This window comes from Pseudomonas sp. H2_D02, assembly GCF_054677635.1.
On sequence record NZ_CP162816.1, the window covers coordinates 3,777,593 to 3,794,249 of the forward strand.

13 protein-coding genes and 1 pseudogene are annotated in these 16,657 nt (G+C 63.0%); 7 read left to right on the plus strand and 7 right to left on the minus strand.

Going from position 1 to position 16,657, the window contains the following annotated elements; translation table 11 throughout:
- Positions 1-81 precede the first annotated feature (81 nt).
- Positions 82-984, plus strand: coding sequence for an ADP-ribosylglycohydrolase family protein (locus AB4N42_RS17390; protein ID WP_030140740.1), 903 nt, complete (start codon positions 82-84; stop codon positions 982-984).
- A 65-nt stretch (positions 985-1,049) separates the two neighbouring features.
- Here the strand turns inward: AB4N42_RS17390 and AB4N42_RS17395 are convergent, their stop codons facing one another.
- Positions 1,050-1,946, minus strand: coding sequence for a LysR family transcriptional regulator (locus AB4N42_RS17395; protein WP_407684411.1), 897 nt, complete (start codon positions 1,944-1,946; stop codon positions 1,050-1,052).
- A gap of 96 nt (positions 1,947-2,042) precedes the next feature.
- Between AB4N42_RS17395 and AB4N42_RS17400 the strand changes: the two genes are divergently transcribed.
- From AB4N42_RS17400 to nahK, 4 genes and pseudogenes are all read left to right on the plus strand, one after another.
- A complete protein-coding gene (locus AB4N42_RS17400; protein WP_431145468.1) occupies positions 2,043-3,317 on the plus strand; it encodes a glucarate dehydratase family protein in 1,275 nt (424 codons plus the stop codon).
- A gap of 365 nt (positions 3,318-3,682) precedes the next feature.
- A complete protein-coding gene (locus AB4N42_RS17405; protein ID WP_030140743.1) occupies positions 3,683-4,867 on the plus strand; it encodes a porin in 1,185 nt (394 codons plus the stop codon).
- Between the two features lie 337 nt (positions 4,868-5,204).
- Positions 5,205-6,368, plus strand: coding sequence for a nitric oxide-sensing protein NosP (gene nosP / locus AB4N42_RS17410; protein ID WP_030140744.1), 1,164 nt, complete (start codon positions 5,205-5,207; stop codon positions 6,366-6,368).
- Positions 6,298-8,941: pseudogene (gene nahK / locus AB4N42_RS17415) on the plus strand (hybrid sensor histidine kinase/response regulator NahK/ErcS'). The gene nosP and the pseudogene nahK overlap by 71 nt, the downstream one beginning before the upstream one ends.
- A gap of 170 nt (positions 8,942-9,111) precedes the next feature.
- Here nahK and AB4N42_RS17420 read toward each other — a convergent pair.
- From AB4N42_RS17420 to AB4N42_RS17445, 6 genes are all read right to left on the minus strand, one after another.
- Positions 9,112-9,777, minus strand: coding sequence for a response regulator transcription factor (locus AB4N42_RS17420; protein ID WP_039588789.1), 666 nt, complete (start codon positions 9,775-9,777; stop codon positions 9,112-9,114).
- 54 nt (positions 9,778-9,831) lie between these two features.
- Positions 9,832-10,365, minus strand: a complete 534-nt coding sequence (locus AB4N42_RS17425) for a PQQ-dependent catabolism-associated CXXCW motif protein (protein WP_431145470.1) — start codon at positions 10,363-10,365, stop codon at positions 9,832-9,834.
- 234 nt (positions 10,366-10,599) lie between these two features.
- A complete protein-coding gene (locus AB4N42_RS17430; RefSeq protein ID WP_460115053.1) occupies positions 10,600-11,391 on the minus strand; it encodes an ABC transporter permease in 792 nt (263 codons plus the stop codon).
- Entirely contained in the window at positions 11,388-12,119 is a 732-nt protein-coding gene (locus tag AB4N42_RS17435) for an ABC transporter ATP-binding protein (protein ID WP_460115054.1), read from the minus strand. Before AB4N42_RS17435 ends, AB4N42_RS17430 begins: the two co-directional genes overlap by 4 nt.
- Positions 12,116-13,105: a YVTN family beta-propeller repeat protein gene (locus tag AB4N42_RS17440; RefSeq protein WP_249874727.1), complete on the minus strand. Its 990-nt coding sequence runs from the start codon at positions 13,103-13,105 to the stop codon at positions 12,116-12,118. The genes AB4N42_RS17435 and AB4N42_RS17440 overlap by 4 nt, the downstream gene beginning before the upstream one ends.
- A 26-nt stretch (positions 13,106-13,131) precedes the next feature.
- Positions 13,132-14,298, minus strand: a complete 1,167-nt coding sequence (locus tag AB4N42_RS17445) for an ABC transporter substrate-binding protein (RefSeq protein WP_030140750.1) — start codon at positions 14,296-14,298, stop codon at positions 13,132-13,134.
- A 362-nt stretch (positions 14,299-14,660) separates the two neighbouring features.
- Here AB4N42_RS17445 and AB4N42_RS17450 point away from each other — a divergent pair, with 362 nt between their 5' ends.
- Entirely contained in the window at positions 14,661-15,917 is a 1,257-nt protein-coding gene (locus AB4N42_RS17450; RefSeq protein WP_030140752.1) for a HAMP domain-containing sensor histidine kinase, read from the plus strand.
- On the plus strand, positions 15,914-16,552 hold the full coding sequence (locus AB4N42_RS17455) for a response regulator (protein WP_030140753.1): 639 nt from the start codon (positions 15,914-15,916) through the stop codon (positions 16,550-16,552). Before AB4N42_RS17450 ends, AB4N42_RS17455 begins: the two co-directional genes overlap by 4 nt.
- The last annotated feature ends 105 nt before the right edge of the window (positions 16,553-16,657 follow it).

Genomic DNA, 16,657 nt, shown 5'->3' on the forward strand with positions numbered 1-16,657 from the left:
TCCTGAACGCGCCCAGCCGTTATCATTCCGCCGACTGTGCGCTGTTTGGACGCGGACAAAATCGAAACGGAAGGAATCAGAATGGCCCCGACACTTTCAGACCGCTATCGCGGATGCCTGCTGGGCTTGGCATGTGGCGACGCCGTTGGCACGACTGTTGAGTTCAAGCCACGAAATACCTTTCCACCGGTAACCGACATGGTCGGTGGCGGTCCTTTCAATCTCCAGCCTGGCCAATGGACCGATGACACCTCCATGGCGCTGTGTCTGGCGGAAAGTCTGCTGCAAAAGCGTGGTTTTGATGCGGCTGACCAGATGGGGCGATACCTCAACTGGTGGCATTGGGGTTACCTGAGTTCGACGGGCGCGTGCTTTGACATCGGCATGACCGTTCGCGACGCACTGGAGCACTATCAGTCCTATCGCGACCCATTCGCGGGCAACACCGATCCTCAAACGGCTGGTAATGGCTCGCTCATGCGCCTGGCACCGGTTGTGCTGTTCTTTTATCCGGATCGCAACCGTATCCGCGAATTCGCCGCGCTGAGTTCGCGTACCACTCATGGGGCGGCAGAGGCGGTGGAGTGTTGCCAAGTGCTGGCGGACGTCATCGGCAACGCATTGAGCGGTGATTCAAAGACGGATGTGTTGCGAGTGTCGTCCGAACATCTGACCGAGGCCAAGGTGATTGCGCTCGCTCAAGGGACGTATCGGGGAAAGGCTCGCAGTGAAGTGTCAGGCACTGGCTACTCGGTCGCTTCCCTGGAAGCGGCGTTGTGGTGCTTTTACCACACGGACAGTTTCGCTGAGGCAGTGCTGGCAGCTGCGAACCTGGGCGATGACGCGGATACCACCGCAGCCATCGTCGGGCAGTTGGCCGGGGCTTTTTATGGAATACAGGCTATTCCCTCCGATTGGTTGCAGAAGCTGTGGATGCGACAGGAGATTGAAACCATGGCCGATGCGCTTCACCACAAGGCTTGAGCTTCATTTCGAGTCCATGGACCTGGTGCGGAGTCAGCCGGTAGCGCAAGCACCTGGCTCCGCTTTCACATTCCTTCCCGAACCGCCCCGCGAATCCCCTCCAGCAACATCGTAAACGCCGGATTGTCATTGTCCTCCCGCCACACCAGGTGCAACTCGCTCTGCACCCCTTCACCCAAATCGATCTCACGAAACACCACCTGCCGGAACACAACGCTGGTTGCGCAACGCGGCACCAGCGCCAGGCCCATGCCGGCGTTGACCAGCGCCAGGATGGTCAGCGAGGAGCCGAGCCATTGCACGAACTGCGGGGCGACCCGGGCCGAGCGGAGCATGCCGGTGAGCAGTTCGTTGAAAGGTGGGTAGGCGGAATGGGAGTACATCAGGAACGGCTGTCCATCCAGGTCCTGCACGCTGACGGTCTCGGCGTCGGCCAGTGGATGACCGGCAGGCACCGCCAGGACAAACGGTTCGCGCACCAGGCATTCGGTGGCGTAGCCGGTTTCCAGCAGGGGCGAGCGGACGACGCCCAGGTCGATGCGCCGGGCGCGCAGGGCTTCGTGTTGCTGGTAGGTATTCATCTCCGACAGGACAATCTTTACCTGCGGTTGCTTGAGCCGCGCCTCGGCGATGACCTTGGGCAGGAATTCATACACCGCGCTGCCGACGAAGCTGATGGTGACGGAGCCGATATCGCCCTGGGCAAAGCGCTTGGCGGCCACGGCGGCCTGCTGCGCCTGTTGCAGCAGGTTCTGCGCCTCGATGAAAAACGCCCGCCCGGCGGCAGTAAGGGCGACGCTGCGGGTGCTGCGGGTGAACAGTTCGACACCCAAGTGATGCTCCAGCAATTGGATCTGCCGGCTCAAGGGTGGCTGGGTCATGTTCAGGCGTTCGGCGGCGCGGCGGAAGTTGAGTTCCGTCGCTACGGTGGTGAAGCAACGCAGTTGGGCCAATTCAAACATTGATTCAATTCCGGTATCAATCAAGTGCCAAGTTAGATTAGACGGGAACAATCGGCGGCGTCCATCATCGGCGTGGAGACCTTCCGGAGCCCGTGCATGAAAATCAAACGCGTCACCGTGACCCCCATTGCCTTTCGCGACCCACCGTTGCTCAACGCCAGTGGCATCCATGAACCCTTTGCGCTGCGCTCGATCATCGAGATTGAAAGCGACAACGGCTACATCGGCCTCGGCGAGAGCTACGGCGATGCGCCGGCCCTGGCGATCCAGCAGCAGGTCCAGAACCAATTGATCGGCATGGATCCGTTCAACCTCAACCAATTGCGGGCCATCGTCCAGGCCACCGTTGCGGCCCATAAACCGGCCAGCGTTGCCGGGGCGGAATTGGCGCCGGGCTCCCATGCGAGTAAAGCCGTCAGTAATGCCTATTCGGCGTTCGAGGTGGCCTGCCTGGACCTGCAAGCGCATTACCTGAACGTGCCGCTGGTGGATCTGCTGGGCGGTGCGATTCGCGATGAGGTGCCGTTCAGTGCCTATCTGTTTTTCAAGTACGCCGAGCACATCGATTCGCCGTACCCGGCGGACAGTTGGGGGGAAGCGCTGAACGAGCAGCAGATCGTCGCCCAGGCGCGGCGGATGATCGAGGAGTACGGGTTCAAGAGCATCAAGCTCAAGGCCGGCGCCCTGGAGCCGGAGCATGAAGTCGCTTGCATCAAGGCGCTGAAACAGGCGTTCCCCGGGCTGCCGCTGCGCATCGACCCCAATGGCAACTGGTCGCTGGAGACGTCAATCCGCATGGCCGAGTTGCTGGGGGACGACTTGCAGTACTACGAAGACCCGACACCTGGGCTGGAGGGCATGGCCGAGCTGCACAAGCGTACGGGGCTGCCGCTGGCGACCAACATGGTGGTCACCGATTTCGACGAGTTCCGCCGCAGCGTGGCCCAGGACAGCGTGCAGATTGTCCTGGCCGACCATCATTATTGGGGCGGGCTGCGGGACACCCAGGTGCTGGCGAAAATGTGCGACACCTTTGGCCTCGGCGTATCGATGCACTCCAATTCGCACCTGGGCATCAGCCTCATGGCCATGGCGCACGTGGCGGCATCGGTGCCGAACCTGGATTACGCCTGCGACACCCATTACCCGTGGCAGGAACCGGATGAAGAGGTGATCAAGGGTGGCAAGCTGCCATTTGTCGACGGCTGCGTGAAGATCACCCGGGCGCCGGGCCTTGGCCTGGAATTGGACCGGGATCAACTGGGCAAGCTGCATGAGCAGTTCCTCAGTTGCGGCATTCGCCAGCGTGATGACGTGCGGCAGATGCGGCGCTATCGGCCGGATTGGAAGACAGTCAAGCCGAGGTTCTGATCCGAAGGCGAGGGGCCGTTGTGGCGAGGGGATTTATCCCCGCTGGGCTGCGCAGCAGCCCCTTGGATTGTCCTGATGTACCGAGTTGTCAGGTTTTAGGGCCGCTTCGCGCCCCAGCGGGGCGGTGCGACGTTTCGCTAAATCCCCTCGCCACAAGTTGGTCATACTCAGCACCATCCCCAACCCACCCACCGGCCCACACCCAAAGTACCGCGCCCGGCGGCATCGGGGTCTTACGCCAAAACTGCCGCGCCGGGCCTGCGCTGCCAAAGCAGCCGCCAATCACCCCCAAGGCAGCGTATGACGCGCCCTGGCGCCTTTCGATAATCGCCTCCGACATCCCGTCCCCTGTTGCGGAGCGCGCCATGCACAACAATAAAAATACCTGCCTGCGTTTTTTGCCTGCGGTCATCGCCGGCCTCTCGACCCTCGGCTCGATGCCCTGGGCCCACGCCGAAATCATGCTGTACGACAAGGACCAGACGACCTTTTCCACCGACGGCTACATCAACGCCTTCTACGTCAACAGCGACGTGGACCGCGCCGGGGATCAGTTCGACCGGCGTCAGGCACGGGTCAAGATGGGTTTCTTGCCCAACTACCTGGGCTTCAACATGGGCAAGCAGGTCGATGACCTGAAGCTCGGCGCCCGTGCCTCGTTCTGGGTGACCATCAACGACAGTGAAACCAACGGCACCGACACCGCCATCGATGTGCGGCAGTTCTACGGCACCGTCGCCAACCCGGAGTGGGGCGAGGTGCTGATCGGCAAGGACTTTGGCCTGTTCGCCCGTTCCAACATCCTGCTTGACGAGCTGCTCGCCGGTTACGGCCAGGTCAGCGACACCCTGGGCCTGGTGGACGGTGGCGGCGTGTCGTTCGGCAATATCGGCAGCGGTTATCCGTACCCGTTCCCGACGTCACAGATCACCTATCGCACCCCGGTGATGGAAGGGCTGCGCGTGGCGGTGGGTATCATGGACCCGGTGGACACCAACGACAGCAGCGCCACCGGCAAGGCCTATCAGGAAAACCCACGCACCGAGAGCGAGATCACTTACCAATTCGACTTGGCCGGGGCGAAGATCTACAGCTGGCTCAACGGCAGCTACCAGACCTCCGACAACACCGATTCCAACGTCGAGTCGGTGACGTCCAAAGGCCTGGGTTATGGGGTGCAGGCGAAGATGGGCGGGCTGTCGCTCACCGGCTCGGGGTTCCAGGCCAAGGGCATCAACCCGTTCTTCACCAACAATGCCGGCGAAGCCACCTTGCGCAATGTCGACAGCAAGGGCTACCTGCTGCAGGGCTCCTACAAACTGGGCAAAAATCGTTTGGCGTTGTCCTACGGCAAGACCGAGGACGACGGCAACGGCGTGGTCGGCAGCGGCGCCGATTACGAGACACGCGGTATCGCGTTGTTCCATGACATCAACGACAACCTCAAGCTCGTGGCCGAATACAACCAGTTCGAAATCGATGGCCATGACACCAGCGCGCAGAACGAAGACACCGACACCTTTGCGGTGGGGGCGGTGTTGACCTGGTAATCCGATCGATCGGGTTGCAATGACCCCTGTGGCGAGGGGATTTAGCGAAACGTCGCACCGCCCCGCTGGGGCGCGAAGCGGCCCTAATCCCTGATTACTCGGTTCCACACAAAGGTCCGGGGGCTGCTGCGCAGCCCAGCGGGGATAAATCCCCTCGCCACAAAAGCGGTCTCGAACATGTCTTAGGTTTTCGTGGCGGCCCCGACCGTGCGCATCGCGGCCGGGGCCGTCACGGTTCTCCTCCCATGGAAGTGCCCACCCGCTACCCAAGTAGCATTCGTGGGCAGGGCGCGGATTCGTACACTCAAGGCTCTATCACGCACCGTCGGAGGCGCAGATGCAGCAGGCCCAGAGCGAGGGTGTGGTCAGCGCCATGTCCCAGGCAACGGACGTCGAACAAGTGGCCCAGGAACTGGCGCGACAGTTGTTGCACCCGTACCTGGGGTTCGTGCTGTTTTTCTGTTCCGCCGAATACCATTTGCCAGACCTCGCCCAGGCGTTGGCCCGGAGCTTTGGCGGGATTCGCCTGGTGGGCTGCACCAGCGCCGGGGAAATCACCCCGCAAGGCTACGGCCGCAATTGCGTGACGGCGGTGGGTTTCGACCACCGGCATTTCTCCATCGCCGCCGAACTGATCGGCGAGATGGAGCACTTCAGCCTGATCGACGCCCAGCAGATGGTCGAGCGGCTGGCGAGCGGTTGTCGCAGCAACGCCTTGGCGCCAATCAAGGGTCACAGTTTCGCCTTGACCCTGCTGGACGGCCTGTCCAGCCGTGAGGAAATGGTGCTGGCAGCCTTGAGCGCCGCCCTGGGGGACATCCCGCATTTCGGCGGTTCGGCCGGCGATGACAACTACCTGACCCACACCCACGTTTACTTTGAAGGCCAGTTCCACAGCGGCGCAGCGGTGGTAGTGCTGATCAATACCTGGCTGGAATTCGAGGTGTTCACCACCCACCACATCCTGCCCCGGCAAGAGAAACTGGTGGTGACCGGCGCCGACAGCGCCTCGCGGCGGGTCTACGAACTCAACGCCGAGCCTGCCGCGGAGGAATACGCGCGGCACATCGGCGTCCCGGTGAGTGCCCTGGACTATCGGGTATTCGCCGCGCACCCCTTGGCGGTGCGGATCAACGACCAGTACTACGTCCGAGCGATCCAGCAGGTCCATCCGGACCTGAGCCTGAGTTTTTATTGTGCGGTGGAGAACGGCATCGTCCTGACCGCCATGGATCCGGGGCCGTTGCTGCACAACCTGCAAGACCTGTTCGACGGCTTGCAGGCGCGCCTCGGCGATCTGTTGCTGACCATCGGCTGCGACTGTTTCCTGCGGCGCCTGGAGTTGGAAGGGCGCGACGGCCTGGAGCAGATCGGCCAATTTTTGCGTGAACATCGGGTGATGGGGTTCAACACCTATGGAGAACAGTTCAATGGCATGCACATCAACCAGACGTTCACCGGAGTTGCCATTGCCCGCCATCGCGTCCCCGGCCATCGCTGAGCTGCAGGCGCAGCTCGCCGCCCTGCAGCATGAAAACCACAAACTGCGGCGCATCAACGACGCACTGATCGAACGGGTGGAATCCGGCGTGACCCGCGGCAGCGACCCGTATGCCGCGTTCCAGCATTCGGTGGTGCTGGCCGAGCAGGTGCGTGAACGTACCGATGCGTTGAACCAGGCCATGGCCGAGCTCAAGGCCGGCAATCATTTGCTCGGCGAAGCACGGTTGCGGGCGGAAACGGCCCATCGGCACCTGATCGATGCGATCGAAAGCATTTCCGATGCATTCGTGCTGTTCGACGAGCAGCAACGCATCGTTCTGTTCAACAGCCGTTTCAAGGCGTTCTGGGCCCACAGCCGCGTGCGGATCATTGCGGGGATGCGCCTTGGCGAGGTCAAGCGGTTGATGACCGCCAATGGTTTGTTCAGCGAAGAAACCCGCGGCCAGCCAGACGAGCCGGTGCTGTATCGCTTGCAGAACGGGCGCTGGCTGCAGGTCAGCGAACGGCCGACCCAGGAAGGCGGGCGTGTGATCCTGTTCACCGACATCACCGACGTCAAACTCAGCGAAACCGTGCGCCGCGAACAGGCCGTCGCGCAGAAATCCCATCTGTTGCAACGCGCCGTGGACAACCTGTCCCAGGGCGTGGCGATGGTCAACGCCCAAGGCGTCCTGGAGCTGTGGAACCGGCGCTTCCTGGAGCTCAGCGGCCTGGCGCCGGTGGCGGCCCATCGACCGTTCAACGAGGTGATCGGCGACAGTGAATTGCAACTGCTGACGCCGGCCAGTCGCGACGGCAATGGCCGGCTGATCCAGGAATGCGAGCAGCGCCTCTCTGATGGCCGCGTCCTGGAGATCCGCACCCATCCGCTGCCCACCGGTGGCTACGTCAACACCTTCACCGACATCACCGAGCGTTACCAGCACGCCGAGGCGTTGAGCGAGAGCGAGCGCTGGATCCGCCTGATCACCGACCACGTGCTCGGCGCTGATCGCCTACCTCAATGCCGATCTGGTCTATGAATTCACCAACAAGGTCTACGAGCAGTGGTATTGCTGGCCCCGCGGCGTGATGCTCGGCCAGAGCCTGCGCGAAGCCCACAGCGAACAGCATTACCAGCGCCTGGAGGCCTACGTGGCCCGGGCGTTGGCTGGCGAGAGTGTGACCTTCGAATTCGCCGAGACCAACATCAACAACCAGGAGCGCTACATGCTGCGCTCCTACGTGCCCAACCGGCTGGCCAACGGCGAGGTGGTGGGCATCTTTGTGCTGATCCGCGACATCACCGAGCGCCGTCGCACCGCCGAGGCGTTGCACCAGGCTTATCAGAACCTGGAACAGCGGGTGCAGGAGCGCACCGCAGAACTGACCACCCTCAACGACCAGTTGCTACGGGAAATCGACGAGCGCAGCCGGGTGGAACTGCGCCTGCGCGAAGCCAAGCGTGAAGCCGAGCGGGCCAACCTGTCGAAAACCAAATTCCTCGCGGCGGTCAGCCATGACCTGTTGCAACCATTGAACGCGGCGCGGCTGTTCACCAGCGCCTTGCTCGAACGCCGCGAGCCGGTGGCGAACGCGCAACTGGTGCGCAACGTCAGCAATTCCCTGCAGGACGTGGAAAATCTGTTGGGCACGCTGGTGGATATTTCCAAGCTCGATGCCGGTGTGATCAAGGCCGATGTAGCGCCGTTCGCGTTGTGCGAATTGCTCGACAACCTGGCAGCCGAATATCGCCAAGTGGCTCGCAGCGAGGGTCTGGAGTTGCGATTCATACCTTGCTCGGTGCTGGTGCGCAGCGATATCCAACTGTTGGCGCGGATCCTGCGCAACCTGCTGAGCAACGCGCTGCGCTACACCCCGAACGGGCGAGTACTGTTGGGATGCCGGCGCCACGGCAATCGTGTGTCGATCGAAGTCTGGGACTCCGGCATCGGCATCGCCCAGGATCGCCTGGAGGAGATTTTCCAAGAGTTCAAGCGCGGTGACGTCCAGCGTCCGGACCAGGATCGTGGCTTGGGCCTGGGGTTGGCGATTGTCGAGAAGATCGCCGGGATCCTCGGGCATCGCATCCAGGTTCGTTCATGGCCGGGCAAAGGCTCGGTATTCGCCATCGAAGTCCCCCTCAGCGCCACCGCGCCCAAGCCACTGCCGTGCCTGGACATGAGCGAGCCGATGCTCGAACGCCTGCGTGGGGCGCGGATCTGGGTACTGGACAACGACGCGGCGATCTGCGCCGGCATGCGCACTTTGCTGGAAGGTTGGGGCTGCCGGGTGGTGACGGCATTGTCGGAACAGGACCTCGCGCGGCAGGTGGACGATTATCGTGCCGACGCGGACCTGTTGATTGCCGACTACCACCTGGATCACGACCAGAACGGCGTCGATGCCGTGGCGCGGATCAACGCCTGCCGAACCTCACCGATTCCCGCGATGATGATCACGGCCAATTACAGCAACGAACTCAAGCAGCAGATCCGCGAGCTTGGCCACACGCTGATGCACAAGCCGGTACGGCCAATGAAGTTGAAGATTGCGATGAGTCACTTGCTGGGCCAAACAACCAGCCGATGAGTCGAACCGCTTTTGTGGCGAGGGGATTCATCCCCGCTGGGGCGCGAAGCGGCCCTAATTCCGGATTACTCGGTTCCACAGAAAGATCCAGGGGGCTGCTTCGCAGCCCAGCGGGGATAAATCCCCTCGCCACAGTTGATCTCTTTTCGCCACGGAGCGCGGGTAGCCAGCTACCGGCGCAAGTACGCCCCGAAATCGATATCCCCCGCACTGAGAATCGCCTGCACCCGGTTATGCACGTTGAGCTTGCGCAGGATCGCCGAGACGTGGGCCTTGACCGTGGTTTCGGCGATGTCCAGCGTGTAGGCGATCTGCTTGTTCGATTCGCCCTTGGTCATGCGTTCGAGCACCAGCAATTGCTTGCGCGTCAGGGCCTGGAGCAGTTCGGGCGGGAACGCCGGGGTTTCGTTCAGGCGCCGGCCCGTCGGGCTCTTCTGGGTGCGGATGATGTCAGGCGGCAGGTACACGTTGCCATTGAGGATCTGCTCGATGGCGTCGGTCATTTGTGAGCGCGGCGAAGACTTGGTGATGAAGCCCACCGCGCCATAGGTAATGGCCTGCAGGACGATCTGCTTGTCCTGCTCGGCGGAAACGATCACCACCGGGATGGTCGGCGCCTCGTTGCGCAGGTTGATCAGGCCATTGAGGCCGTGCATGCCGGGCATGTTCAGGTCCAGCAGGATCAGGTCCAGGTCGTCGTGTTCGCGGGTCAGCGCCAGGGCGCTGTCCAGGTCGGCGGTTTCCATCACCTCGCTGCCGGCAAAACCGTCGCTGATGACGTTGTGGATGGCTTCGCGAAACAGTGGGTGATCGTCGGCTATCAGGATTTTATACATGGCCATTCACCTCGTTATTGTCGTGTTGGGGCAGTTGCACGCAGGTCGCTCACATCAGGGAAAAGGTTCGGGGCGGGCGGCTTGCAGGGGCAGGTTGGCCGCCTCCCAGGCGTCGAGGCCGTCGCGGTACCAGTACAAATGTTTATAGCCCATGGTCGCGGCGCGTTTTACCGCGTTCCAGCTCAACCAGCAATCGGAGCGGCAGTAAAAGACCAGTGGTTGATCCATGCGTCCGGCGGTGGCCTTGCGCAGGTGGAAACTGAAGTAGTCCTGCCAGGTTGCATCCAGTTCGCCATCGCCCGTGTTGGCCAGCCACAGGCTGCCGGGAAGGTTGGCGTGGGGCTCGGTGTCGATGAAACGCCCCTGGACCCAGGGACGTCGGTAGACGTCGATCAACACCGGGGCGGGTGTTTGCCCGAGCAGGCGCTGCAAGGATTCGGTGTCGAGGGTTTGCGCGCCGTCGGCGGAGGCGGGCGTCGGGCTGCGGTATTGGGTAATGCGATAACCCTGTGGGGAAAACAGCGCGGTGTCGGCCTGAGCGACATTCAGCGCCAGGCCCAGCAAGACGATCGCCAGCAAACGGGGCATGGGATTTATCCTTTTTGTTATGCGCCCATTACATGCCAGGGTCGAGGTCTTGTGAATGCGACCATAGACAGGAAAACCGGTACTAAAGTAGTAATTTCCGGCCTGAAGACCCGCACATTGCCGTGTGGGAGCGAGCTTGCTCGCGATAGCGGTGGTTCAGTCAGCATTGATGTGTCTGGTCCACCGCTATCGCGAGCAAGCTCGCTCCCACAGGGGCCCTGTGTGCTGGACCGTTCAGCTAGCCTTGCGCAACGCCGCATGCTGCGGATTGAACGTCCACACCGCCAGCAGCGCGAACACCAGCGTCAACCCCACACACACGGTCATCGCCAGCAGGTTGAATTGCCCGTACAAGGCGAACCGCACCAGTTCCACGCCATGGGTGAAGGGGTTCACCGCGCACAACCAGTACAACCACGGGCTGGCCTCGAGCATTTTCCACAGCGGATACAGCGCCGAAGACAGGAAAAACATCGGGAAGATGACGAAATTCATCACCCCGGCGAAATTCTCCAGTTGCCGGATCGCATTGGACAACAACAGGCCCAGGGCGCTGAGCATCAGCGCCACCAACAACAGGGCCGGCAATACCAGCAGCAGGCCCATCGCCGGAGGCTGGACGCCGTAGAGCCAGGCAATGGCGAGGAAGGCGTAGACCTGCAACAAGGAAATCAGCGAGGTCGCGAGCAACTTGCTCGCCAGTAGAAAGGCCCGGGGCAGGGGGCTGGTCAGCAACACGCGCATGCTGCCCATTTCCCGGTCGTACACCATCGACAGCGAACCCTGCATGCCATTGAACAGCAGGATCATGCAGGCCAGCCCCGGCACGATGTATACCTCGTAGGGGATGTAGGTGTCGTAGGGCGCGATGATGGCGATGCCCAGCGCCGCCCGAAAGCCGGCGGCAAACACCAGCAGCCACAACAACGGTCGCACCAGTGCACTGAGCAACCGCGTGCGCTGCAAGACGAAGCGCAGCCATTCGCGCATCACGATGCCACTGAAACATTGCCAATAAGCATTCATGCGGCGACTCCCGAGGCGGTCAAACGATGGAACGCCGAGCCGAGGCTGCCGCCGTGTTCCTCGCTCACGTCCTCGGCCCGACCGCTGGCGACGAGCCGGCCCTGATGCACGATCAGCAGGTCATCGCTGGGCTGCACTTCGTCGAGCAAGTGAGTGGTCCAGAGCACGCTGATGCCGTGTTCGTTGCACAACTGGCGAATATGCTGCCCCAGGGCCTGGCGGCTGGCGGGATCAAGGCCGACGCTCGGCTCGTCCAGCAACAACAGGCGCGGCTCGTGGAGCAGGGCGCGGGCGATTTCCACCCGGCGCCGATGCCCGCCGTTGAGGTTGCGCACGCGCTCGTGGCGCCGTTCCGTCAATTGTTGGCGGGCCAGCTCGGCGTCGACCCGCGCGCAGCCCTGGCGGCGTGACACACCGTGCAGCGCGAGGTGATAGCGCAGGTTCTGTTCGACGCTCAGGTCCAGGTCCAGCGTGCTTTGCTGGAACACTACGCCCAGCTGGCGCAAGGCCTGGCGCGGTGACGTGCGCAGCGAATGGCCGCCGACCCGGATCTCGCCGCGCTGCACGTCATACAGGCGCGTCAGCAGGGCTATCAGCGTCGACTTCCCCGCGCCGTTGGGCCCGAGGAGCGCGGCGAAGTGTCCGGCGGGCACGCTGAAATGGATCTGGCGCAAGGCCTCCCGGGCGCCGTAGGCGAAGCCCAGGTCGCTGACCTCCAAGGCGTTCATGGCGTCACCACCACGCCCCAGGGATAGCGTCCGACTTTCACCGACTTGAGCACCTTGCGGCTCTGGACGTCGATGACCGAGACATCGCCGCTGACGCCATTGGTCGCCAGCAATTGCTTCTGGTCCGGGGTGAACGCCAGTTGCCAGACGCGCCGGCCCACCAACAGGTAATCCAGCACTTCGAAGGTCTTCGCGTCGATCACCGCGACATGGTTGGCCGGGCCCAGGGCGACGAACGCCAGCTTGCCGTCGGCGCTGAGCTTGATGCCCACCGGTTGTACCTTGTCCGGATGCACGCCCTTGATCTGGAAGGTCAGGGTTTTCAGGACTTGGCGCGTGGCAACGTCGAGGATAGTCAAGGTGCCGCCGATTTCCGCCGAGGCCCAGAGCTGCGTGCCGTCGCGATTGAACTCGACGAAGCGCGGCCGTTGATCGACCAAGGTGTTGTCCGCCAACGTTTGGGTGCTGGTGTCGATCCAGTGCAGCATGTTGGTGGTCTCGCTGGTGTTGACCGCCCACTTGCCGTCGGGGCTGACGGCCATGCCTTCGGGCTCGACGCCCACGCCAATCTGGCCCAGCACTTCGGAGGTCTGGGTGTCGATCACCGTGACCAGGGCATCGTCTTCGTTGGAAACATAGAGCCAGCGATCGTTGGGGTGCAGGGCGAATTGTTCCGGGTCCTTGCCGGACGGCAGCTCCTTGATGATCTTGCGGGTGGCGACGTCCATCACCTGGACCCGGTCCGAATCGCTGGCGCAGATGTACAACAGGCGGTTGTCATGGGACAGCAACAGGCCCCGGGGGCGTTGGCCGACCGGCAAGGTTTCGACGACTTCAAGGCTCTGCAGATCGATCAGGCTGAGGCTGTTGTCTTTTTCATTGGAGACCCAGGCAATGCTGGCCGCAGCGGGACCGGCAAGGAGCAGCGAGGCGCCCAGGGCGAGGGCTTGGCAAAGCAGAGCCGGGTTGAGCAGGGGGCGGCGCATGGCGTTTTCCTTATTGTTGTTATCGATCAGGGGTAGCGACAGCTCACTTCGGGTTGGTCGAAGCCCAGGCTGTCCATTTCGTTGGACGGATGCAGGAAACCGTCCTGGGGCGAGGTGCTGACCAAGGCTCGCGGCTGAACCAGGGGAATCGGTTGGCGCAACTGGCCGTTCCAGGGGCGATAGCTGAGCTTGCGGCCCTTGAATCCATCCAGCGGCAACTGATCGCCGAGGGCCAGTTGGCGAATCGCGAACGGGTCGTCCTGGCGCAACTTGCTGACGGCGGCGGCGATGCTGCGCACGGCGATCCAGGCGGCGAAGTCGCGGTCGTTCATCCAGCGCCCGGCCAAGGCTTCGAAGCGTTTTTGCAGTTGCGCCGCGCCGTAGGTCTCGACCGTCTTGTGCCAACCGGTGGGCGTCAGCCCTTGGGTGCCGGCCACCGGGCGCGGATACCAGGTCTGGTAGGGCACGTATTCGCCGAAGTCGCCGCGCTCGTCGGCCACCAGCACCACGTCGTATTCCGCGGTCTGGGTGAACAGCGGCATGTCGGCCTGGGCGCTGCGGCGCTGGTCGTTGTCGAACTGCCAGGCCTTCTCGGCGACGATCTTCATGCCGAAGCGCTTCATGGCCCGGCGCAATGCGGCGGCGTAGGCCTGGTCTTCGGGTGTCTGGCCGACGATCAGCAAGGCCCGCTGCCATTTGCGCACGACACTGAATTGGATCAGGGCATCGGCGAGGGTCGAGCGGTCGGGCAGGGTGTGCAAGACGTTGCCCGGGCATTCGGTGGTGCGCAGGCTGTCATCAGGGCTGCCAGCGTTGAAAAGCAGGCTGTCGGGGAGGGCGGCACTGAGCTGGCGCAGGCTTTCGCCCGGCGCATTCACCACGAACAGACGCAGGCCTTGCGCATGCTGGGCACGGGCGGCCTCCAGCAATGCCTGGGGGCTGTCGACGTTGGCACTTTCGAGGCGGTAGTCGTGCTTGAGAAATCGTCCGGTGCTGTTGCTGTCGATGATCGCCAGTTCGGCGCCGCGCAGCCCGGCATCGGAGGGTTCGGCGATGACGTTGGACAACAGCGGGCCAGGGTCGGGCCGGTAGCCGAGGTAGCCGATGCGCACCTGCAACGGCACGGCGTCGCCTGCCTGGGCGGTCGCCGCAGCCAACAGGTAAACCAGGGCGTAACTGACAAGCCGGCGCATGACGTCCTCCATTGCAGGTAGCGCCAGCATAGGAAGGCCGTGGTCCCGGGGAAATATGCAGAAAGTACCGCCGGGGCAGTACCAAGGTAGTAGCTCGCCCCAGGCGCCGGGGTTTTAGGATGCCCTGTATCGTCATTCATCAGGGAGCGGACAGGCATGCGAGTTTTCAAGACGCTGCTGTTGCCGTTGTTACTGATCCTGAGTTTGATCGGAGTGGATTGGCGTGCCCCGACCCCTGTGGGAGCGAGCTTGCTCGCGATGATGGCGGCACATTCAATATTGAGGCCGGCTGACCCACCGCTATCGCGAGCAAGCTCGCTCCCACGGGGGATCGGCGTGAGTCAGGGGGCGGAGCACTAGCCATGTCAGCCCTCTGGCGAATCAACCTCTGGGTCACGGCGTTCTTCGCCCTGGTCACCCTGGCCTGTGCAACCCTGCTGTTGCACCAGGCCACGGCGGATGTGCGACGGGAACTGCAATCGGCCGAGTCGGTGGTGCATTACCTGCGCGAGACCGCCCAGCGCGACCCGGCCAGCCTCCAATCGAGGCTGACTGGCAGCCTGCGTCATGTACGGGTGCGCTGGTCGGCACCCGGGGAAAATTCGCCAGCGCAAGAGCCTGGCTTGAACGCTTGGTTGGGGCGTCGACTGTTGGCCGATGGTCCTGCCGCCCAGGTCGTTGAATTGCAGGACGGACGTCGGGCCTGGATCGCCGTTGACCCCGTGGATGAAGTGGATGAGATCCTCGATTCCCTGGTGCAACTGCTCGGCGTTTGCGCGATGGCCTTGCTGCTCAGCTTGCTGGCGATTCGTTGGGCGGTGCGCCGGGGCATGCGCTTGCTGGACGAATTGCTGCAGGCGCTGCATCAGGTGTCCGCCGGGGATCTGCAGGTGAACCTGCGGGCAGCAGGCATTTCGGAGGCCCAGCGGTTGGCGGAGCATTTCAATCGGATGACTGCCGCCCTGGCCCAGACCCGGGCGGACAATGCTCGGCTGACCCAGGCATTGCTGGCTGTGCAAGAGCAGGAGCGCAGGTCCCTCGCGCAAACCCTGCACGACGATTTGGGCCAGTACGTGGCAGGCATTCGAGCGCGGGCCTGCCTGCTGCGGCTGGTGATCCACCAGCCGCCTGCGCTGGAGCAGACCGCCAGCGAACTGGAAGAACACTGCGATCATTTGCAGCAAGGTTTTCGCGCCTTGGTCAACGATTTGTACCCCGTCGTGCTCCAGCATCTGCCGCTGGGCGAGGCCATCGAGCTGTTGGCCCGGCAATGGCAGGACAACCACGGCATCGCCTGTCAGTTGCGGGTCGATGGCGCGCTACCGGCATTGGCCGGGCCGGACAAAGCCCACCTGTACCGCCTGTTGCAGGAGGCGCTGACCAACATCGCCCGGCATGCCGACGCCAGCCAGGTACGCATCCGCATGCAGCACCGCGCCGGTCGCCTGCGGCTATGGGTGCGCGATAACGGTTGCGGTGCCCAGCAGCCCGCCCGGGCCGGCGTGGGCTTGCATTCGATGGCCGAACGGGCCCGCAGCCTCGGCGGTGAGCTGCGGGTCATGAGCCGGCCCGGCGCGGGTTGGGCGCTGGACTTGAACATTCCCCTGGAGGCGTCATGAACATTTTGTTGGTGGATGACCACGCCGTGGTCCGGCAAGGCTACGCCAGCCTGTTGCGAGCAATGATGCCGGAGCTGCAGGTTCGCGAAGCCGCTTCGGGTGAAGAGGCGTTGAGCCAGGTGCAGGAGCAGGTACCGAACCTGGTGATCATGGACTTCGGGCTGCCGGGCATCAGCGGGCTGGAAACCACCCGGCGCCTGCGGCAGCGCCTGCCGCAACTGCGGGTGTTGTTTTTCAGCATGCACGATGAATTGCCATTGGTTCGCCAGGCGCTGGAGGCCGGCGCGGCAGGTTACCTGACGAAGAATTCGGCACCGCAAGTATTGGTGGAAGCGGTGCGGCGGGTGTTGGCCGGTCATGCCTATATCGAACAGGCCCTGGCGACGCAATTGGCTTGCGCGACCACCCGCCACGACAGCGATCCGCGCCTGCAATCGATGACCCAACGCGAGCTGGAGATTTTCGTCATGCTCGCCAAGGGCACCCCCGCGCGAACCATTGCCGAACGGCTGTGCATCAGCGCCAAGACCGTTTCCAACCACCTGACGTTGCTCAAGAGCAAGTTGCAGGTCAGTTCCCATGCTGAGTTGGTGCATCTGGGGATTGATATGGGGGTGGTGCGGGTGGCGGGGTGAAAGCAGGCGATGAAGATAATTGTGGCGAGGGGATTTATCCCCGCTGGGGCGCGAAGCGGCCCCTAGATCTACCTGGCATACCGAGTTGTCGGGTTTTAGGGCTGC

Excerpts from the sequence above, each read along its gene's own strand:
- AB4N42_RS17390 (WP_030140740.1), top strand. The coding sequence starts at position 82 with ATGGCCCCGACACTTTCAGACCGCTATCGCGGATGCCTGCTGGGCTTG.
- AB4N42_RS17395 (WP_407684411.1), bottom strand. The coding sequence starts at position 1,946 with ATGTTTGAATTGGCCCAACTGCGTTGCTTCACCACCGTAGCGACGGAA.
- AB4N42_RS17400 (WP_431145468.1), top strand. The coding sequence starts at position 2,043 with ATGAAAATCAAACGCGTCACCGTGACCCCCATTGCCTTTCGCGACCCA.
- AB4N42_RS17405 (WP_030140743.1), top strand. The coding sequence starts at position 3,683 with ATGCACAACAATAAAAATACCTGCCTGCGTTTTTTGCCTGCGGTCATC.
- nosP (WP_030140744.1), top strand. The coding sequence starts at position 5,205 with ATGCAGCAGGCCCAGAGCGAGGGTGTGGTCAGCGCCATGTCCCAGGCA.
- AB4N42_RS17420 (WP_039588789.1), bottom strand. The coding sequence starts at position 9,777 with ATGTATAAAATCCTGATAGCCGACGATCACCCACTGTTTCGCGAAGCC.
- AB4N42_RS17425 (WP_431145470.1), bottom strand. The coding sequence starts at position 10,365 with ATGCCCCGTTTGCTGGCGATCGTCTTGCTGGGCCTGGCGCTGAATGTC.
- AB4N42_RS17430 (WP_460115053.1), bottom strand. The coding sequence starts at position 11,391 with ATGAATGCTTATTGGCAATGTTTCAGTGGCATCGTGATGCGCGAATGG.
- AB4N42_RS17435 (WP_460115054.1), bottom strand. The coding sequence starts at position 12,119 with ATGAACGCCTTGGAGGTCAGCGACCTGGGCTTCGCCTACGGCGCCCGG.
- AB4N42_RS17440 (WP_249874727.1), bottom strand. The coding sequence starts at position 13,105 with ATGCGCCGCCCCCTGCTCAACCCGGCTCTGCTTTGCCAAGCCCTCGCC.
- AB4N42_RS17445 (WP_030140750.1), bottom strand. The coding sequence starts at position 14,298 with ATGCGCCGGCTTGTCAGTTACGCCCTGGTTTACCTGTTGGCTGCGGCG.
- AB4N42_RS17450 (WP_030140752.1), top strand. The coding sequence starts at position 14,661 with ATGTCAGCCCTCTGGCGAATCAACCTCTGGGTCACGGCGTTCTTCGCC.
- AB4N42_RS17455 (WP_030140753.1), top strand. The coding sequence starts at position 15,914 with ATGAACATTTTGTTGGTGGATGACCACGCCGTGGTCCGGCAAGGCTAC.